This window comes from Duganella sp. 1224 (genome assembly GCF_013408245.1).
Classification (GTDB): Bacteria; Pseudomonadota; Gammaproteobacteria; order Burkholderiales; family Burkholderiaceae_D; genus Rugamonas.
This window is the reverse complement of the sequence record NZ_JACBYS010000002.1, coordinates 329,993-349,001: the sequence shown is the minus strand read 5'-3', so window position 1 is coordinate 349,001 and position 19,009 is coordinate 329,993. Positions and strand designations below refer to the sequence as shown.

At 67.1% G+C, this 19,009-nt stretch carries 13 protein-coding genes and 1 pseudogene; 4 read left to right on the top strand and 10 right to left on the bottom strand.

The window, feature by feature from the left end:
* Positions 1 to 95: 95 nt before the first annotated feature.
* The 3 genes from FHW58_RS13630 to groES all read right to left on the bottom strand — a co-directional run bounded on the left by FHW58_RS13630 (position 96) and on the right by groES (position 2,623).
* Positions 96 to 548 (bottom strand): cupin domain-containing protein, encoded by a 453-nt coding sequence (locus tag FHW58_RS13630; protein ID WP_179673684.1) that lies wholly within the window; start codon positions 546 to 548, stop codon positions 96 to 98.
* A gap of 88 nt (positions 549 to 636) precedes the next feature.
* Positions 637 to 2,286 carry a chaperonin GroEL gene (gene groL / locus FHW58_RS13625; protein WP_179673683.1) on the bottom strand — a complete coding sequence of 550 codons (1,650 nt, stop codon included), beginning with the start codon at positions 2,284 to 2,286 and terminating at the stop codon, positions 637 to 639.
* Positions 2,287 to 2,332: 46 nt separating this feature from the next.
* On the bottom strand, positions 2,333 to 2,623 hold the full coding sequence (groES, locus tag FHW58_RS13620) for a co-chaperone GroES (RefSeq protein WP_161015212.1): 291 nt from the start codon (positions 2,621 to 2,623) through the stop codon (positions 2,333 to 2,335).
* Positions 2,624 to 2,782: 159 nt separating this feature from the next.
* Here groES and FHW58_RS13615 point away from each other — a divergent pair, with 159 nt between their 5' ends.
* Positions 2,783 to 3,547, top strand: coding sequence for a helix-turn-helix domain-containing protein (locus FHW58_RS13615; RefSeq protein WP_218892758.1), 765 nt, complete (start codon positions 2,783 to 2,785; stop codon positions 3,545 to 3,547).
* 158 nt (positions 3,548 to 3,705) lie between these two features.
* The gene (locus FHW58_RS13610; RefSeq protein WP_179673682.1) at positions 3,706 to 5,253 is read left to right on the top strand and encodes an FAD-dependent monooxygenase; all 1,548 of its coding nucleotides are present in this window, start codon (positions 3,706 to 3,708) and stop codon (positions 5,251 to 5,253) included.
* Here FHW58_RS13610 and FHW58_RS13605 read toward each other — a convergent pair.
* Positions 5,148 to 6,305 (bottom strand): YdcF family protein, encoded by a 1,158-nt coding sequence (locus FHW58_RS13605; RefSeq protein WP_179673681.1) that lies wholly within the window; start codon positions 6,303 to 6,305, stop codon positions 5,148 to 5,150. The two genes, FHW58_RS13610 and FHW58_RS13605, sit on opposite strands and share 106 nt — an antisense overlap.
* A gap of 5 nt (positions 6,306 to 6,310) precedes the next feature.
* Positions 6,311 to 8,806, bottom strand: coding sequence for a TonB-dependent receptor (locus FHW58_RS13600; protein ID WP_179673680.1), 2,496 nt, complete (start codon positions 8,804 to 8,806; stop codon positions 6,311 to 6,313).
* Positions 8,807 to 8,945: 139 nt separating this feature from the next.
* Between FHW58_RS13600 and FHW58_RS13595 the strand changes: the two genes are divergently transcribed.
* Together FHW58_RS13595 and FHW58_RS13590 are read left to right on the top strand one after the other, a co-directional pair.
* A complete protein-coding gene (locus FHW58_RS13595; protein WP_179673679.1) occupies positions 8,946 to 10,070 on the top strand; it encodes an ROK family transcriptional regulator in 1,125 nt (374 codons plus the stop codon).
* A 6-nt stretch (positions 10,071 to 10,076) separates the two neighbouring features.
* Positions 10,077 to 11,459: an MFS transporter gene (locus FHW58_RS13590; RefSeq protein WP_179673678.1), complete on the top strand. Its 1,383-nt coding sequence runs from the start codon at positions 10,077 to 10,079 to the stop codon at positions 11,457 to 11,459.
* Positions 11,460 to 11,468: 9 nt separating this feature from the next.
* On the opposite strand, the gene araH is transcribed toward FHW58_RS13590, so the two are convergent.
* From araH to dgoD, 5 genes and pseudogenes are all read right to left on the bottom strand, one after another.
* On the bottom strand, positions 11,469 to 12,449 hold the full coding sequence (gene araH, locus FHW58_RS13585; RefSeq protein WP_179673677.1) for an L-arabinose ABC transporter permease AraH: 981 nt from the start codon (positions 12,447 to 12,449) through the stop codon (positions 11,469 to 11,471).
* A 125-nt stretch (positions 12,450 to 12,574) separates the two neighbouring features.
* Positions 12,575 to 14,083: pseudogene (gene araG / locus FHW58_RS13580) on the bottom strand (L-arabinose ABC transporter ATP-binding protein AraG); the annotation flags it as partial.
* Positions 14,084 to 14,085: 2 nt separating this feature from the next.
* Positions 14,086 to 15,057 carry an arabinose ABC transporter substrate-binding protein gene (locus tag FHW58_RS13575; protein WP_179673675.1) on the bottom strand — a complete coding sequence of 324 codons (972 nt, stop codon included), beginning with the start codon at positions 15,055 to 15,057 and terminating at the stop codon, positions 14,086 to 14,088.
* Between the two features lie 125 nt (positions 15,058 to 15,182).
* Positions 15,183 to 17,771: a beta-galactosidase gene (locus FHW58_RS13570; protein WP_179673674.1), complete on the bottom strand. Its 2,589-nt coding sequence runs from the start codon at positions 17,769 to 17,771 to the stop codon at positions 15,183 to 15,185.
* A complete protein-coding gene (gene dgoD, locus FHW58_RS13565; RefSeq protein WP_179673673.1) occupies positions 17,771 to 18,919 on the bottom strand; it encodes a galactonate dehydratase in 1,149 nt (382 codons plus the stop codon). Before dgoD ends, FHW58_RS13570 begins: the two co-directional genes overlap by 1 nt.
* Positions 18,920 to 19,009 lie beyond the last annotated feature (90 nt).

Below are 19,009 nucleotides of genomic sequence, written 5' to 3'. Positions count from 1 at the left end.
TGCAGCCGGCGCAGTAGCCAGGCAAGCCGGGCGTTCGCCCGGCGCGCCCGGTGGTGACGGTCGTTCCCGCCTTTACCCGCGCCAGGATGGGGCGATTATTTCGGCGCGCCGGCGGGCACGGTGGTCAGCACGTCGTCGTCGCTGCTCCACGCGGGCGAGGTGACGGCGTAAAACGTCAACGGCACGCCCTTGCTGGCGCGGATCGAGCGCACGGTGGCGGGCTGGATGACGATGTACGAACCCGGCTTCACCGCCTGCACCTTGCCATCGGTCCAGACCTCGCCCTCGCCGCTCAGCACGAAGAACGATTCCTCGCCCAGCTTGTTATGGCTCCAGGCGCTGGCCTTGCCCGGTTCCAGGCGGAACAGCGCCACGCTGACCTTGTCGCTGCGGGCGCCGGCCGGCGCGGTACGGCCGCTCAGTTCCCACAGCGTGACGCCGGGCGCCGCCTGAATCGCGGTCAGTTGATCGGGATGCAGCACCGGCGGCAACGCCTGCGCCATGGCCAGCGCCGGCAAGGCGGCGAACAGAAGAGGAAGTAATTTCATAAGCACCAGTGTAACAGACGAAAAAAAGCCCGCGTCGCCGAAGCTGCGCGGGCTTTTGTTGGCAGGCTAAGTCAGCCGGCCGGCAGGATTACATCATGCCGTCCATGCCGCCCATACCGCCCATGCCACCCATACCGCCCATGCCGCCGGCTGGTTTGTCTTCGACCACCTCAGCCACCATGCAATCGGTGGTCAGCATCAGGCCGGCGATCGATGCGGCGTTTTGCAGCGCCGAACGGGTCACCTTGGCTGGATCCAGCACGCCCATTTCAACCATGTCGCCGTAGGTGCCGTTGGCGGCGTTGTAACCGTAGTTACCCGAGCCGGCCAGTACCGCGGCCACCACCACCGACGCTTCTTCGCCGGCGTTCTGGACGATCATGCGCAGCGGCTCTTCCATCGCGCGCAGCACGATCTTGATGCCGGCGTCCTGGTCGGCGTTGTCGCCTTTCAGGCCTTGCACTTGGGCGCGGGCGCGCAGCAGGGCAACGCCGCCGCCTGGCACGATGCCTTCTTCGACGGCAGCGCGGGTCGCGTGCAGCGCGTCTTCCACGCGGGCTTTCTTCTCTTTCATTTCCACTTCGGTGGCGGCGCCAACCTTGATCACTGCCACACCGCCGGCCAGCTTGGCCACGCGCTCTTGCAGTTTTTCACGGTCGTAGTCCGAGGTCGCTTCGTCGATCTGCACGCGGATCTGCTTGACGCGGCCTTCGATCGCGGCAGCCTGGCCAGCACCGTCGATAACGATGGTGTTTTCCTTGCCCACTTCGATGCGCTTGGCCTGGCCCAGCTCTTCCAGGGTGATTTTTTCCAGGGTCAGGCCGACTTCTTCCGCCACCACCTGGCCACCGGTCAGGATGGCGATGTCTTCCAGCATGGCCTTGCGACGATCGCCGAAGCCAGGGGCTTTCACGGCAACGGTCTTCAGGATGCCGCGGATGTTGTTGACCACCAGGGTCGCCAGCGCTTCGCCTTCGATGTCTTCAGCGATGATCAGCAGCGGACGGCCGGCCTTGGCCACTTGCTCCAGTACTGGCAGCAGGTCGCGGATGTTCGAGATTTTCTTGTCGCACAGCAGGACGAACGGGTTGTCCAGCGCGGCAACTTGTTTTTCCTGGTTGTTGATGAAGTACGGCGACAGGTAGCCACGGTCGAACTGCATGCCTTCCACGATGTCCAGCTCGTCGTTCAGCGACTTGCCGTCTTCCACGGTGATCACGCCTTCCTTGCCGACTTTTTCCATCGCTTCAGCGATGCGCTCGCCGATCGAGGTGTCCGAGTTGGCCGAGATCGCGCCAACCTGGGCGATTTCTTTCGAGGTGGTGGTTGGCTTGGCGATTTTCTTCAGCTCTTCCACGGTAGCGGCGACAGCCTTGTCGATGCCGCGCTTCAGGTCCATCGGGTTCATGCCGGCGGCCACGAATTTCATGCCTTCGCGCACGATGGCCTGGGCCAGCACGGTCGCGGTGGTGGTGCCGTCACCGGCGTTGTCGCTGGTGCGCGAGGCCACTTCCTTGACCATCTGCGCGCCCATGTTCTGCAGCTTGTCTTTCAGTTCGACTTCCTTGGCAACCGACACGCCGTCCTTGGTGACGGTCGGGGCGCCGAACGAGCGCTCCAGCACCACGTTGCGGCCTTTCGGGCCCAGGGTCACTTTTACCGCGTTGGCCAGGACGTTGACGCCTTCAACCATTTTGGCGCGCGCTGCGTCGCCGAAGATCACTTCTTTAGCTGCCATGTTTATTACTCCTTGAGGTGTTAGGTGGGATCAGTTCAGCCAAGCATTACTTGGTGACGATCGCCATGATGTCTTCTTCGCGCATGACCATCAGTTCCTGGCCGTCGATCTTGACGGTCTGGCCGGCGTACTTGCCGAACAGGACGCGGTCGCCTACTTTGACATCCAGCGGACGGACTTTGCCGTCGTCCAGGATCTTGCCATTGCCAACAGCCAGGACTTCGCCTTGGTCTGGTTTCTCAGCAGCCGCATCAGGGATGATCAGGCCGGACGCAGTTTTGGTCTCTTGGTCCAGACGTTTGACGATGACGCGATCGTTCAAAGGGCGAAGGTTCATACAAAACTCCTTAATTTTTTAGCAATGATACAGTGTGTTGGTAGTTGGGTGTGTTGTTAGCACTCATCCCTAACGAGTGCCAATTATAGGGATGACCTTGGGGCATTTCAAGGCGCGCAAGCTTGCGAAACCTCAAAAAGAAGCGAAAATAGTATCGATATGACTACAACACATGCTCTGCACCGTGAATTTGCGCCGCCGGAGGCGCTGCGCGGCGCCATCCGCTGCCTGTGGCATACGCGCCGGCCGTTCACCGGACCGCGTTTCGAGATCGTGCCCGACGGGTATGCGGAAATCATCTTTTACGTCGGCAGCTGTTATCTCGATGGCAAGCCGCTGCCGTCGCCGTTCCTGATGGGCCTGCTCGACCAGCCGGTGGTGCTGACCACCGATGGTCCGCTGGACGTGCTGGGCGTGCGCTGCTATCCCTGGACGGTGTTCGAGCTGCTCGGCCTGCCGCCGGGACGGGAAGGCGTGCGGACGTTCGCGCATCCGGTGGCGCGGCTGCAGACGCCGTTGGCGGCGTGTGTGGCCGAGGGCAGCATCGACGACGCGGTAGCCTTGCTGGCGCGCTATTTCAGCGGCGCGCCGCCGGCCGCGCCGGACGGCACGCTGTTCAAGGCCGGCGCGGCAATGCTGGCCGCGCGCGGCGCGCTGCCGGTCAGCGCGGTGGCGGCGGCCGCGCACGCGACGGTGCGCACGCTGGAGCGCAAGTTCAAGCAATCGTCCGGCCGGACGGTGAAGGACGTGTCGGGGCTGATGCGCTTCGAGCAGGCGCGCAACCGGCTGTGGGCCGAACCGGACACCAGTCTGGCCGCGCTGGCGCAATCGCTGGGCTACACCGACCAGTCGCACCTGACGCGCGAGTTCAAGCGTTACAGCGGCATGACACCGGCCGCCTTCGCCCGCAAGCGCCGCCCGTAAAACCTAAAACCGGGGTCAGTGCCGACATTCGGACACGAACACAACCGTAGAGCGGCATTACGGTTGTGTTCGTGTCCGAATGTCGGCACTGACCCCGATGTTGGGGTTTGTCGCGTTTGTACAATCCGGCCGGGCCGGCGCTGCTTAGACTGGCGGGCATGAAAACTTACGACATCATTATTTCTGGCGCCGGCCCGGTCGGCTTGTTTCTCGCTGGCGAGCTGGCGCTGGGCGGCTGCGCCGTGCTGGTGCTGGAGCAGGCGGCGCGGCCGGACGCGCCGTTGAAGCGGCTACCGTTTGGCCTGCGCGGCTTGAACGCGCCGTCGATCGAGGCGTTGGACCGGCGCGGGCTGCTTGAGCAGCTTGAGGTGCCGCAGCGGCATCCGGCCGGCCACGTGGGCGCAGGACAGGGTGGACACTTCGCCGGTATTCCGTTCCTGCAGTCCGATATCGATACCGCGCAATGGCCGCGCCGCTTGCCGACGTCCACGCCGTTCACCTTGCCGGTCGAAGTGGCGCAGTTGGAGGCGCTGCTGACACGCCGCGCGCAGTCGCTGGGCGTGGCGATCCGCCGTGGCGCCGGCGTCATCGGGGCCGGACAGGATGCTGCCGGCGTCACCGTGCACGCCGGCGCCGCCGCCTTCCGCGCGCGCTGGCTGGTAGGCTGCGATGGCGCGCGCAGCGTGGTGCGCAAGGCCGGCGGTTTCGATTTCGCCGGCACCGAGCCGGCGTTCACCGGCTACACGCTGCACGCCGAGCTGGCCGGCGCCGAGCCCTTGGGCGTCGGCCGCCACGTCACGCCGCGCGGCATGTATCTGCAGTCGCAGCCCGGCTACCTGGTGCTGCAGGATTTTGACGGCGGCGCGTTTCATCAGCGCGGCGAGGCGGTCACGCGCGAGCATGCGCAGGCGGTGCTGCGCCATATCTCCGGCCTGGACGTGACCATCACCGCGCTGCACGTGGCCAGCACCTGGACCGATCGCGCGCGCCAGGCCACCCATTACCGCAACGGCCGCATCCTGCTGGCCGGCGACGCCGCGCACATCCATTCGCCACTGGGCGGGCAGGGACTGAATCTGGGGCTGGGCGATGCGATGAATCTGGGCTGGAAGCTGGCCGCCACCGCCCGCGGCGATGCGCCGGATGGGCTGCTGGATAGTTACGAGGCGGAGCGCCATCCGCTCGGCGAGCGTGTGCTGGACTGGTCGCGCGCACAGGTGGCCATCATGCGCCCCGGCCCCGAGGCGCGCGCGCTGCATGCCATCTTCCGCGATCTAATCGGCACGCGCGATGGCGCGACCTACGTCGCCAGCCGCGTGTGGGGCATCCACGCCAGCAGCGTGCCGAATGTTGTGATCGATGGCGTGACGGTGAATCAGATGCTGCGCGACGGCCACGGCATGCTGTTGGACTTCGATGCCGATCCGGCGCGCCGCGATTGGGCGCGCCGGCATGGCATCCGCTACGTCAGCGGCGCGGTGGCGGAGCGCCTCGGCTACCACGCGCTGCTGGTGCGGCCGGATGGCGTGATCGCTTGGTATGACGGCGACGGCAACGATGACCTGTCGCGCGCCGCCGCGCCGTGGTTCGGCGCCACCGCTCAGGGATCGAGCGGATCGGCCGGGTCGATGCGCAGCGACTTGGCCGACGGCCGGAAGGTCAGCTCGGTCGGCGACAGCCGCGCGCCCACCTTGCCCGGCAAATAACCCAGCTCCTTCTGGTTGCGGGCCGAGAACTCGGGACTCTCGATATAGCCGCTCTGGCTGGTGTTGGTGATGATCAGGCTGTCCTTGTCCAGCGGCGCGCCCATCGCCACCAGCCGGCGCGTGACGTTGCGCAGGTTGGTGGTGGTGTGGCGCGCGTACGGCTCGATGATGATGGACTCGGCCGGCACGCCGTAACGCTCGATCAGCGCGCGCCGCATCTCCACCGCCTCCACGTAGCGGGTGCCGCGCGGGTGCACCGAGGCGCCGCTGAGGATGATGAACGGCGCCTCGCCGTCGGCGAAGCGCTTGGCGGCCATGCGCACGTTCAGCTTGCCGCGCGGGCTGAGCGGCAGCGCGTTTTCCGGGCCGATACCGGGAATGATGATCGCCGTGTAGCGGTACAGCGTCCAGTCGATGATGTGGGCGCGGCCCAGCGCCGCCGCGTTGTGCTGCGGGTCGAGCGGCTCGAAGGCGACCGCGTCGTCGCGGCCGTTGGCGTCCAGCAGCGCCACCGCCAGGCGCAGGCTGGCGTCGAGCGCCAGCGCCGGATCGTCGGCGCCGGCCGCGGCCAGCGCCACGGCGTCGGCCACGGTGGCGCTGAAGCGCGGCGTGCCGGCGGCGTCGAGCGGGCCGTCGATCAGCGGGTAGTGCGGCGCTGCGCCGAGGCCGTACACTTGCAGGATGCCGTTCAGGCCGCGCAGCTCGCGGCCCACCTGGGCCGGGATGCCATCGTCGGCCAGCGCCGGCTTGTGCCAGGCCGAGGCCGGGGCCTTGGCGGCGACAGCGGCCAGTTCGCTGATCTCTGCCTCGTTCCACAGGCCGGCGTTCAGCACGCAGGCCGGCGCCTGCTGGCAGGCGTCGATGCGGGCGCGGCGCGTGGCCAGCACGGCGTTGGCGGTGGCGAGGCGGGCGTTGCCCAGGTCGGTCAGCGCCGGGAACAGCTGGCGCGCCAGCAGCGACCAGTGCTGGTCGGTGACCGGGGCCGCGCCGCCCGGCAGCGACCAGGCGAGCGACAGGACGAAGGACAGCGGCAATACAGTTTTCTTGATCATTCGGTTCACCATGCTTTGCTCAGGACCAGGCGGAAGCTGCGGCCAAAGACGGGACGTCCGTAGATGGCCTGCTGGCTGCCCTGGCCCGCCAGTGTATCAGTGCGCGTGTTGCCTTCGGTCAAGCCTTTCGCATTGGTAAGGTTGTCGCCGGACAGCTGCAGCTTCCAGTCGCCGCGTGTGACCGACACGCCGGCGCCCAGCGAGTGGTAGGCCGGCAGCGCCGTGGCCTCGAAGAAGTCGACATAGCGCTTGCCGGTGTAGGCATAGCTGCCGTACAGCTCGACCAGGTAATCGCGCACGTTGAAGTCGTAGTTGGGGCGGATGTTGCCGAACACCTTGGGCTCGCGGATGATCTGGTTGCCCACCACCTTGGACGGATCGGCGCCGGTGGCGTTGACGAAGTCGCGGTATTGCGGGTCTTGCACCGTCAGCGAGCCGGCCAGCGAGAAGCGCGAACCCAGCGCCAGCGCGCCGTCCAGCTCGGCGCCACGGACCACCGCCTTGCCGAAGAACGGCACGGTCTGGTCGTTACGGCCGGTGGCCGGGTTGAACGCCACGAACGAGGCGTTGAGCGGATTGAACTGGGTGTAGAAGCCGGTCACGTACAAATAGGAGCGGCCGGCGGTGGCCTTGAAGCCCACCTCGAACTGGTTGGCCTTGGTCTTCAGCACCAGCGGGTCGACCGACGCCGCCACCTGCATCGACGGCGGCACTTCCAGGTGCGAGGCGCGCGCATAGGCGCCCAGCTGGCGGGTGAAGTCGTAGTTGGCGCCCAGCGTCCAGTTGATGGTATTGACGTTGTACTTGTGCGCCTGCACGCCGCCGGTGAAGGCGCGCGTGGTGTCGTCGGCCAGCGTCTTTGGATCGCCCAGGTTGACCTGGTTGGTCAGCAGCGCGTAGCCGTCGTAGTGATAGCGCTCGCGGCGCACGCCGCCATCCAGGCGCAGGCGGTCCGTCACTTCCCAGGTGTCGTTGACGTAGAAAGCGCCCATGCGCGCGTCGACGTCGCCCTGGTTCAGCGTGGTGGTGTAGCGCAGCACGCCATTGTCGGTCACCGCGCCGAGCACCGCGCCGCTGGCCGAGTAGGCCACCAGGTCCAGCGTGCGCGGCTGGCCGTGCACCTCGATCAGCATGTCGTTGTAGACCGACTTGCTGGTCTGGCCGTAGCCGCTCAGGTAGACGCCCAGCTTGACGTCGTGGCTGCCGCTGCCGGTCTGGAAGTTGCGGGTCAGGTTGATGTCGGCCTGGTTGGAATAAAAGTCCGAGCCGGCGGCGCGATACTGCGCCTGCATCACCAGGCCCGAGGCGGCGGCCGGGTTGTAGACCTGGGCGCCGTTGCTGCCGGCAATCGCGTAGCCGAGATGGTCGACCGCGCCGAACGCGCTTTTCGCGGCGTTGAGGAAACCGTTGGCGAACTGTGTGGCGTCGGCCGGGTTGGAGGTGGAGTAGAAGGCGTCGAAGTCCAGCGTGCCCTTGGTGGCGCCGGCCTTGGCCGACAGCAGCCACTGGCCCAGTTCGCCCTCGTACTGGACGCCGAGGTTGCCGTATTGCAGATGGCGGCCATCAGCCAGGTCGCGCGTGTCGGTGGCCAGCTTGCCGCTGCCGTCGCGGTACTTGATCGGCACGTTGCGCAGCGCCGGCGAATTCATGGTGCCGTCGAAGTAATCGATGTACTGGTTCAGCGACACCGCCGGATTGCGCGGATCGGCGATCGGAATCGGCAGGTAGAAGGTGTTGTGGTCGTTCAGGTAGTTGGCGCTGACGGTCAGCGTGCCGTGCTCCAGCACACGCTTGAGGTTGCCGCGAATCTGGCCGCCCTTGTCATTGGGGAAGCCGTTGTCGCGGTGGCCGTCGTCCTGGCGGATGAAGCCGCCGACCGCGTAGAAGGTCTGGTCGTCGATCTTGCCGGCCTGGTACAGGTCGAGCCGGGCCAGGCCGGTGGTGCCCAGCGTCACCTGCGCCTTGCCCTTGGTCTTGTCGGTGCCGGTGACGGTGGTGCTGTTGACGATGGCCGCCGCCTGGCTGGCGTAGATCGAGGCAGGGCCGCCGCGCACCACTTCGAGGCTCTTGGTCATCAGGTCGTAGCGGTTGAGGCTGTCGCCACGGAAGAAGAAGCCGTTGATTTCGGTGAACAGCGGCAGTCCATCCTGCTGGAACAGCGCCAGGCCGTCGTCGGTGGGGATGCCGCGCACGCGGGTGATGTTCTGCACCTCGCCGCCGGTGGCCTCGACCTGGATGCCGGGCAGCTTGCCCAGCAGGTCGGCCATGTTCTGCGGCGCCAGCTTCTGCACCTCGTTCTGCGACAGCGCGTTGACCGCGTACGAGACGTCGAAGCGGCGCTGCGGGCGGGCCGAGCCCGTGACCACCACGCTATCGACCTCGGCTGCGGGCACATCTGGCGCCGGCGCTGGCGCGGGCGTCACGTCCTGTGCCAGCGCGGGGCCGGCTACCGCGCACGCCATGCTGATGGCGTGCGCCAGCATCTTCTTTTTGGTACTCATCTGTTTCTCCAGTTGGGTAGGGGGAAAGGCAACTGGCGGCGAGTATAGGGCGGCGTTTTCGGTATAATTATTTATTACTTGTGAAATAAATAGAATATGACAATTGTGTGACAAGAATTGTCTGTTTGCCAGCGTTTGTATGAAAATTGCGCGACTAAAACTGTCTTCAGAAGAAAAACGTTTGTTATGGCAGTTGCGCACGCAGGGCGCGATGCCGCGCACCGAGCTGTCGCAGGCGCTACAGGTCAGCAATTCGGCGCTGACCAAGCTGTCGCGCAACCTGATCAGCCTGGGGCTGGTGGAGGAGCAGGCGTCGGCCGATGTCAGCGGCCGCGGCCGGCCGACCGTGCCGCTGACGATTTCGCCGGCCGGCGGCTTCGCCGTCGGCGCCACCGTGCACAAGGGCGTGCTGGAGATCGCGCTGGTCGATTACGCCGGCGGCATCATCTCGTTGACCAGCGAGGACGTCGGCGCGCCGGACCCGCTGGCCTTCGCCCGCCTGCTGGAGCAGCGCATCACCGAGCTGTCGGTGCGGCACAAATTGCTGGGCGGACGTTTCCTGGGCGTCGGCATCGGCCTGCCGGGGCCGCCGACGGGCCGCGCGGGCGACCGCTGGAACATCGTCAACGACCTGCCGGGCTGGCGCGACGTGCCGCTGCGCCAGATCCTCGACGACGCGCTCGGCCTGCCGACCATGCTGGACAACGACGCCAACCTGTCGGCGCTGGCCGAGTACTACCTGGACGACACCGTGCGGCGCGCGGCGACGGTGGTGGTGTTCCTGCTCGGTTACGGTATCGGCGCCGGCGTGATCGAGGACGGCCGCCTGCTGAAGGGGGAATTCGGCGGCGCCGGCGACATCGGCGGCCTGTACCCGATGGACCGCCCGCGCCCGAGCACCATGGATTTGCTGTCGGTGCTGCGCGAGGCCGGTTGCCAGATCCAGTCGGTGGCGCATTGTGACCAGGCGATTGCCGGCCACGAGGCGCTGATCGAGCGCTGGCTGGAGCGCGCCGCCGGCCAGCTGGAGCTGGTGGTCAACAGCGCCATTTCGTGGTTCGATCCGGGCGAGATCATCTTTTCCAGCCCGCTGCCGCAATCGATCATGACGCGGCTGGCCGCGCGCCTCAACCAGGGACAGCTGCACTGGCCGCCGCACCGGCCGGCCGCCGCCATCCGCGTGTCGCGGCTGGGCGGCAGTTCGATCGCGCTGGGCGCGGCGCTGCTGCCGATCCACGCTTCCACCGCCGTCTCGTTTTGGTAGGGCGCCATGGGCAGCCACCGCTATCTGCTGACGCGGGACCGTCACCTGATCGGCTACTCGGTCGGCAACTTCGGCAAGAATCTGCTGCTGGGCAGTGTCGACGTCACGCTGCTGTTCCTGCTGACCGACCTGCTGGGCGTGCCGGCGCAGCAGGTCAGCGTGCTGATGGCGGTGGTGTTCTGCGGCGATCTGCTGCTGGACCTCGGTGCCGGCCTGCTGGCCAGCCGCGCGCAACACAGCGGCATCGGCTACCGCCGCCTGATCGTGCTGGGCACGCTGCCGTGCGCGCTGGCCTTCGCGTTGATCTTCAGCCTGCCGTTGCTGGGTCACGCCAGCCTGGCGCTGAGCGGCGCGGCGATCCTGTTGTTCCGCGCTGCCTATGCGGTGATCGATGTGCCGCATAACAGCCTGCTGGCGCGCATCACCAGCGACAGCCGCGCGCGCGGGCGGGCGTCCGGCTACCGAACCGTGTTCAGTTCGGCGGCCGGCGTGGTGATCGCAACGGTGGTAGTGCCGCTGGTCGGCGGCGCCGGCCAGCACGCCCAGCCGGGCCAGCACGCCGCGCCGGGGCAGCTGGCGTGGCTGGGCATGGCCGGCGGCCTGCTGTTCTGCGGGGCCATGCTGCTGGCCGCGTGGTCGTCGCGCGAGGAGCTTGACGCGGCGGGCGCGCCGGGCGCGGGGGCGCGGCGCCCGGCCGGCGCCGTCTTCCTGCCGCGGCTGGATCGGCTGTTCGCGGCGATGGCGCTGATCGCCGGCGTGACCGGCTTCGCCACGCCGGTGTTCGGCAAGATGATGCTGTACGTGGCCACCTACGCCTGGCATCAGCCGGCGCTGGCGGGCAGGGTACTGTTCATGCTGACGCTGGGGCAGTTTGCCGGCGCGGTCTGGTGGATCTTCATGATCCGCCATCACGACAAGACACGGCTGCTGGCGGTCAGCCATGGTGTGGCGCTGGGCGGCATCGCCCTGTGCGCGCTGGCCGACGCCAGGCCGGCGCCGCTGCTTGCGGCGGCGGCCGTGACCGGCGTCGGCTTCGGCGGCATCTTCATGCTGCCGTGGGGGATACTGGCCGACGTCATCGACTTCGCCGAGTTCCGCCACCGCGAGCGGCGCGAGACGGCCACCTTCGCCACCGTGCTGGTGATTCTCAAGGCCGGGGCGGCGGCATCGTCGGCGGCCATCGGCTGGACGCTGGGCGCGCTCGGCTACGTGCCGGGCCTGGCGCAGTCGCTGTCCGTGGTGCGGGGCATGCAGGTGCTGGCGTTCGGCGTGCCGGCACTGGGCTCCGTGCTGGCGGTGCTGACGCTGCGCAGGCTGGCGATTGGCCATCAGGCGCATGCGCGCGTGCTGCGCGCCAACCAACTGCGGCGCGCGCGCCCGGGCCCCTGACCTTGATGCTTAGCGCCGCTCTCCGCGCGTCTTCAACTGGTCGAGCAGCACGGCCACCAGCAGGATCAGGCCACGCATCAGGTATTGGTAGAAGGCGTCGACGTCCAGCAGGTTCATGACGTTTTCCACCGTGCCCATGATCAGCACCCCGATCAGCACCCCGAAGATGCGCGCCTTGCCGCCTTGTAGCGAGACGCCGCCGAGCACACAGGCAGAAATCACATCCAGCTCGAAGCCCTGCGCGGCATTCGGTTGGCCGCTGGTGATGCGCGAGGCGAGAATCAGGCCCGCCATCGCCGTCACCACGCCTTGCAGCAGGAAGATCCAGACGCGCAGCCGTTCGACGCGCACGCCGGCCAGCCGCGCCGCTTCCGGATTGCCGCCGATGGCCAGCGTGTTGCGGCCGAAGACGGTCTGGTTGAGCAGGATGCCGAAGACGATGAAGCAGGCGCCGGCCACCAGCACCGGCAGCGGCAGGCCGACGAGGCGGGTGTCGCCGAAGTCGATGAAGCTGTCGTCGTTGATGCCGACCGCCTGGCCCTTGGAGACGATGAAGGCCAGGCCGCGCACCATCAGCATGGTGGCCAGGGTGGCGATCAGCGCGTTGATGCGCAGGTAGGCGATCAACACACCATTCAGCGCGCCGATCAGCGCGCCGGCGCCGAGACCGGCGGCGACCGCGATCGCTACGCTGCCGCTGCGTTCCAGCACGATGGCGCCCAGCACGCCGGCGAAGGCGATGGTGGAGCCGACCGACAGGTCGAAGTCGCGCGAGGCGAGGCATAGCATCATGGTGCAGGCTACCATGCCGATCTGCGCGACCGACAGCATCAGGCCGACCACGTTGGTCACGGAGAAGAAGTTTTCCACGGTGGCCGACAGCACGGCAAACAGCACCAGGTAGGCTAGCGGCATGCTGTAGTCGGACAACCACTGGCGCGAGACCAGCGGCGAGGCGGCGGTGGCGGATTTCAGTTGTGAGGCGCTCATGCGTTGCTCCGTGCAGGTTGGGCAGGCGATTCAAGGTGCGCGGCCGGCGCATCGGCCACGGCGCCGGGCGGCATGGCAGCGGCGCCGGGCGGCACAGCGGCGGGCGGCACGGCGGCGCTTGGCGCGGCGGTGGAGGGGGCGGCATTGTCGGGCAGGGCGAGACGCAGCACCGCGGTTTCGGTGGCCTGGACGCGCGGCAGTTCGCCGCAGATGGCCCCCTCGCGCATGACGATCACGCGGTCGGCGATGCCCAGCACCTCCGGCAGCTCGCTCGACACCACGATCACGCAGCAGCCGCGTTCCGCCACCTCGTGAATGATGCGATAGATATCGTTTTTGGCGCCGACGTCGATGCCGCGCGTCGGCTCGTCCAGTATCAGCACCTTCAGTCCCGGCTCGGCCAGCCAGCGCGCCAGGATCACCTTCTGCTGGTTGCCGCCGGAAAGCAGTCGTATCTCCTGCTGGCGATGGGGCGTCTTGATGCGCAGGCGGGCGATGAAGTCATCCGCCAGCGCCGCCTCGCGCTGGTGGCGCAGGAATATGCCGCCGCGCAGGTCATTGCGTCGCACGCTGATGTTGATGTTTTCCGCCACCGAGGCGGTGGCGAGGATGCCTTGTTCCTTACGGTCCTCCGGGCACAGCACGATGCCGGCGGCGATGGCGTCCGCCGGTCCGCCCGTGGCCACGGGCGCGCCGTCCAGCAGCACCGTGCCGCCGCTGCGCGCGTCGGCGTTGTACAGCAGGCGCATCAACTCGCTGCGTCCCGCGCCGACCAGGCCAAAGAAGCCCAGCACCTCGCCCGCGTGCACGCTGAAGCTTTGCGGGCCTTGCAGGTGTTTGCCGTCCAGTCCCTGTACCTGCAGGCGCGCCGCGCCGCGCGGGCGTTCGCGGTAGTCGTAGATGTCGCTCAGTTCACGGCCGACCATGTCGCTGATGAGGCGATCGCGCGGCACCTCGGCCATCACATCGTGCGTGACGATCTTGCGGCCGTCGCGGAAGATGGTGCAGGCGTCGCACAATGCATACAGCTCCTCCAGCCGGTGCGAGATGTAGATCAGCGTGCGGCCGTTGGCGCGCAGGTCTTTCACGAGGCGGAACAGGATCTCGGTCTCGCGGTGCGACAGCGAGGAGGTGGGTTCGTCGAAGGCGATGACCTGCGCCTCCTGCATGATGGCCTTGCAGATCTCCACCATCTGCCGCTGCGCGATCGACAAGTCGGCCAGGCGCGCGGCGGGGGACAGGTCCACGCCGATGGCGGCCAGGCGTTCGGCCACCATGCGGTGCGCGGCGCGCTTGTCCAGCAAGCCAAAGCGGGTCGGCATGCGGCCCAGCAGCACGTTCTCGGCCACCGTCAGCTCCGGCACGTACTGCAGTTCCTGGTGAATCACGGCGATGCCGGCGCGGATGGCGTCCTTGGCGCTGCTGAAGTGGCGCTCTTCGCCGTTGACCAGCAGGCGCCCGCCATCCGGCTTGTACTGGCCGCCGAGGATCTTCAACAGCGTCGACTTGCCCGCGCCGTTCTCGCCCAGCAGGCCATGGACTTGGCCGGCGTGGGCCGCGAAGCTGACGTCGTTCAGCGCCTTAACGCCGGGGAAGAATTTGCTGACCTGGTCGAATTCCAGATACGCGGCCATGGTTACTGGCCCATCGCTTTGCGGACCTCGGCCTGGTTGGCGCGGGTCATCAACATCCCTTTGGTGAGCACTTCCGCCGGCGGTGTGGCTTTGCCGGTGATCCAGTTGAACAGGTTGACCGAGGTCTGGTAGCCGTGTTCTTTAGCGCTGATCATCACCGAGCCAAAGAAGCCGGTTGGCTGTGGCTTGTTCAATTCATTTTCAGCGGCCTTGGCGCCGCCGATGCCGATGCCGATCATGTTGTCGGCCTTGATGCCTCGTCCTTCAGCGGCGCGCACGGCGCCCAGCACCGCCTCGTCGTTCAGGCCCACGGCCACCCAGTGCTTGAATTTTGCGTTCTTGGTCAGCGCGATGTTGGCGGCGTTGAAGGCGTTTTCGGTGTCGGTCTTGGCTTGCGGCGCGTCGATGATGTTCGCTGCCGGGAAGCCAGCGGCTTTCAGCGCATCGACCGCGCCGGTGGTGCGTTCCTTGCCGGTGGGGAGCTGGTCGTAGGCGACGCGGATGGCGCCCACTTCCGCCATATTCCATTTGCGGGCCTTGATCTCGGCGACGATGCCCTCGCCGACCTGCTTGCCGATCTGGTAGCCGGAGATGCCCATGTGCGGAATGGATTCGATCGGTTTGCCGCTGCCGTCGACCAGGCGGTCGTCGACCGAGACGACCTTGAGGTTGTTGCGTTTGGCGGCGCGCTCGATGGCCTTGCCCAGCTTGACGTCCGGGGCGCAGATGACGAAGCCCTGGGCTTTCTGCGCCGCCAGGTTGTCGATGGCGGCCATGGTTTTTTCGCCGTTGGGGATGCCGATTTTTACCAGCGTGAAGCCTTTTTCCCTGGCGGCGACGTCCGCATAGCGCCATTCGTCCTGGAACCAGGGTTCTTCGGCCTGTTTGACGAGGAAGCCGATTTTGATGGGATCAGCGGCATGGGCAAGGGTTGCGGCGCAGAGCGCCGCAACCGCCAACAAAGTACGTTTCATATCGAGTCTCCATTCGATTTTTTGGAGCTACCCCGACCGAAAGGGTCTGACCCCGTACGGGGTCAGACCCTGGCCGCAGCGGTGTGCGGGTTTGGCAGGTGCAGCGCACTTTTAAAACGAACTGCTCACGGGGTAACGCGTAATTGATACACCGGAATCACCTTCACCCCGCGCACGGTTGCCATCTGCTTCGCGCCGCCGAAATCGGGGCGTGCCTCTTTGGGCAGGTAGATGGGCGCGTCCGCGCGCAGCGGCAGTACCGACAGTGTCAGCGGCTGGTCCAGCAGCGCGGCTTGCTGGCGCAGGCCAAACTGCCACGGGTAGCCGCTGTAGTACCAGTCGTCGAGCATGCGGGTGCCAGCATACAGCCGCCCGATGTCGCCGACAAAGTCAATCTGCAGCAGCGCGTCGTCCAGCCCTTTCAGCTGCTCGCGCGGGACGTGGATCTGCCACGCGCCCGCAGCCTTGAAGTTTTCCGGTATCGGCTGGATCGCCGCCTTTGCCGTGCCGCCGATGACGACCGGCGCCGCTTCCTGCGCCTCGCGCGTTGGCGTCAGCGTGGCCCGGATGTCGTGCGCCGGCAGCGTGGCTTCAAACGCCTGGAAGATGCCGTCGTTGCCGGCCGCGCGCAGGGCGACGGTGGCGGTCGGCGCATCGGCCGCCGCCGCGCCGCCGCCATTGCTCGGCGTCGCCGCCAGCAGTGCCGCGCGCGACACGCCAGCCTTGCCGCCATGCGCCGGTTGCGCGCTCCACGCCGCGCCGGTGGTGCTGGCTTTCGGCGCACCCGCCAGCGCCGGGTAGACAGCAAAGCGGAACGTGCTGTCGCCGACCGAGCGCAGTTGCAGCGCGTTGCCGTCCACGTAGGCCTGATCGGCGCTGAGCAGCAGGCGCTGTTGGCCGGCCAGCCGCACCACGCTGAGTTGCTGCGACTGTTCCGCCGTCAGCACCACGATGGTCAGCGGGCGCTTGCCGTCGCGCTGCACCGTGACCGCCGCGCCGGCGCCAGGCTGTACGCCCGTCACCAGCGTGTGGCCATCGGCGGCCGACACTTGCGCGCCGCCCGCCGCCGCAACGCGCGCGCCGGCGTCGAACGACAGCTCGACCGGCACGCCGGCGCTGGCGCCGAACACCGCCACCACGCCCGCCTTGCCCTGGTCCAGCAGCGTCAAAGGCTGCGCGGTGGCGTAGCGCAGGTTGGTGCCGTCGAGGTCCAGGTTCAGCGGCCAGATGAAGTAGGCGCCGTTGGCGATGTCCACCGGCTTGCTCGGCAGCGTGATGCGCTGGCCCGGCAGCGTGACCGCGAACTGCGTCGCCTGCTGCGCCGCCATGTCGTACTGGCGCACGTGGTTGTTCACGAACAGGAAGCCGCGATCACCCTCGCTGCGCACGGCAAAGCGCGCGGTGCGCAGATCATCCGGCTTGGCCGGCGACACGTCCGGCTGGCGCACGGTCATGGGCGCCAGCCGCGAGCCGAAGGCGTGGACGAACAAATGGAACGGCCGCAGCTTCTCCAGCACCTTGCGCTGCTGGCCGTCCGGGCCAAGCGGCGCCTGGAAGTCGTAGCTGATCATGGTGGTGTCGTTGTAGCCGCCACTGAGCGTGCTTTCCTCCATGCCGGTGCCGCCGAGGCTCAGCGGATTGCGGCCGCCGTGGAACATGTAGTAGCCCATCAGGTTGACGCCGGAGCCCAGTTGCACCGGCAGCATGGAGGCGATGTCGTCGGCCGACACCACGGTGCGGCGGCGGTACATGAATGGCAGGCCGGCGCCATACTCGGCGCCGAGGAAGGGCGTCACGTCCTTGTCGGTGTCGGCGGTGCCCGGCGCGTGGGCGGCGGTTTGCGCGCCCAGGTCGCCGCTGACGCGGGTGTCGAAGCGGAACGCATAGGTTTCCTTCGGCGGCAGTTCCCTGGTGCTGACGCCCCACGGTTCATCCGGGTAGCCGCCGAACACCGGCGTCACTTCGCCGGTCGGGTAGATGGTGCCGTCCCAGCCGGTGACGGTGTAGTAGGGCACATCCATGCCCGCCTTCAGCGCCAGCTTTTTGAGCGCGGCGATGTGCGCCACGCCCTTGCCGGGACCATCGAGGTTGTACTCGTTTTCCAGCTGGATGCCGATCACGTGGCCGCCATCCTTCCACAACTGGCCTTTGAGCTGCTGGCCGATCTGCGCGTACAGGCGCTCGACGTAGGTCATGTATTGCGGATCGTTGGAACGGGTCGGCATGGCGTTGACCACCCAGTCCGGAATGCCGCCGTAGCGCACTTCGGCATGCGCCCACGGACCGACACGGACGACGACATCCAGCCCGGCCTTGCCGGCCAGCTGGATAAAGCGGCGCAGGTCGCGGTTGCCGGACCAGTCGAATTTGCCTTCCACTTCCTCGTGGTGATTCCACATGACGTAGCTGGCGACGATGTCGATGCCGGCCGCCTTCATCTTGCGCAGTTCCGCCTCCCATTGCGCGGCGGGCGTGCGGCTGTAGTGGAATTCGCCCATCACCGGCAACCATGGGGCGCCGTTGCGGGTCAGGTAGCGGGCGTTGGCGCCGAGCGTGTCGCCATTCGGCGCGGTGGCGCTGCCGAGGCGCAGCGCGGCGTTGAGCGGGACGGGCGTGGGGGCGCTGGCGTCAATGGTCAACGTGCCGGCGCCGGCAAAGCCGGCTGCCAGCACGCTTGCCACCACCGCCGCGCACAGGCGGAGGCGGGTCGACATTACCATTCCGCGACGCTGCCGTCTTCGTGGCGCCACACCGGATTGCGCCAGTCGGGCGCGTTCTTGCTGGCTTCAATCACGCGCGCCTCGTCCACTTCCACGCCCAGGCCGGGCTTTGGCAGCGGCTTGCAGTAGCCGTCGACGATCTTGAAGTCTTCCTTGTTGATGACGTAGTCCAGCAGCTCGCCGCCCTTGTTGTAGTGGATGCCCATGCTCTGCTCCTGCAACACGGCATTGTACGACACGAAGTCCACCTGCAGGCACGATGCCAGCGCCACCGGGCCAAGTGGGCAGTGCGGCGCCAGCGTGATGTCGTAGGCTTCGGCCATCGAGGCGATCTTCAGGCATTCGGTGATGCCGCCGGCGTGCGACAGGTCCGGCTGCACGATCGACAGGCCGCCGGCCGCGAACACGTTCTTGAATTCGAAGCGCGAGTACATGCGCTCGCCCGCCGCCAGCGGGATCGAAGTCATCTCGGCCAGGCGCGGGTAGTACTCGGCCTGTTCGGCCAGCACCGGTTCCTCGACGAACAGCGGGCGGAATGGTTCCAGCTCGCGCAGCAGCGCCTTGGCCATCGGCGCGGCCACGCGGCCGTGGAAGTCCAGGCCGAATTCGATGGTGGTGCCGAACGCCTCGCGGATCTCGGCCACGCGTCTGACCGCCTCGTCGACCTTGGCCGAGGTGTCCAGCATGCCCAGTTCCTCGGTGCCGTTCATCTTGAACGTGTTGAAGCCGCCTTGCTGCAGCGTGCGCATTTGCGCGATGATGTCGGCCGGGCGGTCGCCGCCGACCCAGCTGTACATCTTCATGCGGTCGCGCACCAGGCCGCCCAGCAGTTCGTACACCGGCTTGCCCAGCACCTTGCCCTTGATGTCCCACAGCGCCTGGTCGATGCCGGCGATCGCGCTCATCAGGATGGCGCCGCCGCGGTAGAAGCCGGCGCGGTACATGGTCTGCCACAGGTCGTTGATGCGCGACGGATCCTGGCCGATGAGATAGGGTTCCATTTCCTGAACCGCGGTTTCCACCGTGCGGGCGCGGCCTTCGATCACCGGTTCGCCCCAGCCGACCACGCCTTCATCGGTTTCGATTTTCAGCAGCATCCAGCGCGGTGGCACACGGTAGGTCGTCAGTTTAATGATTTTCATAGGGTAAAGTCAGGATCGAGTTCGGGGAACAGACGCTCAGTCTAAAGCGGCTCGCCACACTGGAAATATGATTAATTCGCAAGGAGCCAT

Coding starts and splice junctions, on each gene's coding strand:
- FHW58_RS13630 (WP_179673684.1), bottom strand. CDS start 548: ATGAAATTACTTCCTCTTCTGTTCGCCGCCTTGCCGGCGCTGGCCATG.
- groL (WP_179673683.1), bottom strand. CDS start 2,286: ATGGCAGCTAAAGAAGTGATCTTCGGCGACGCAGCGCGCGCCAAAATG.
- groES (WP_161015212.1), bottom strand. CDS start 2,623: ATGAACCTTCGCCCTTTGAACGATCGCGTCATCGTCAAACGTCTGGAC.
- FHW58_RS13615 (WP_218892758.1), top strand. CDS start 2,783: ATGACTACAACACATGCTCTGCACCGTGAATTTGCGCCGCCGGAGGCG.
- FHW58_RS13610 (WP_179673682.1), top strand. CDS start 3,706: ATGAAAACTTACGACATCATTATTTCTGGCGCCGGCCCGGTCGGCTTG.
- FHW58_RS13605 (WP_179673681.1), bottom strand. CDS start 6,305: ATGATCAAGAAAACTGTATTGCCGCTGTCCTTCGTCCTGTCGCTCGCC.
- FHW58_RS13600 (WP_179673680.1), bottom strand. CDS start 8,806: ATGAGTACCAAAAAGAAGATGCTGGCGCACGCCATCAGCATGGCGTGC.
- FHW58_RS13595 (WP_179673679.1), top strand. CDS start 8,946: ATGAAAATTGCGCGACTAAAACTGTCTTCAGAAGAAAAACGTTTGTTA.
- FHW58_RS13590 (WP_179673678.1), top strand. CDS start 10,077: ATGGGCAGCCACCGCTATCTGCTGACGCGGGACCGTCACCTGATCGGC.
- araH (WP_179673677.1), bottom strand. CDS start 12,449: ATGAGCGCCTCACAACTGAAATCCGCCACCGCCGCCTCGCCGCTGGTC.
- FHW58_RS13575 (WP_179673675.1), bottom strand. CDS start 15,057: ATGAAACGTACTTTGTTGGCGGTTGCGGCGCTCTGCGCCGCAACCCTT.
- FHW58_RS13570 (WP_179673674.1), bottom strand. CDS start 17,771: ATGTCGACCCGCCTCCGCCTGTGCGCGGCGGTGGTGGCAAGCGTGCTG.
- dgoD (WP_179673673.1), bottom strand. CDS start 18,919: ATGAAAATCATTAAACTGACGACCTACCGTGTGCCACCGCGCTGGATG.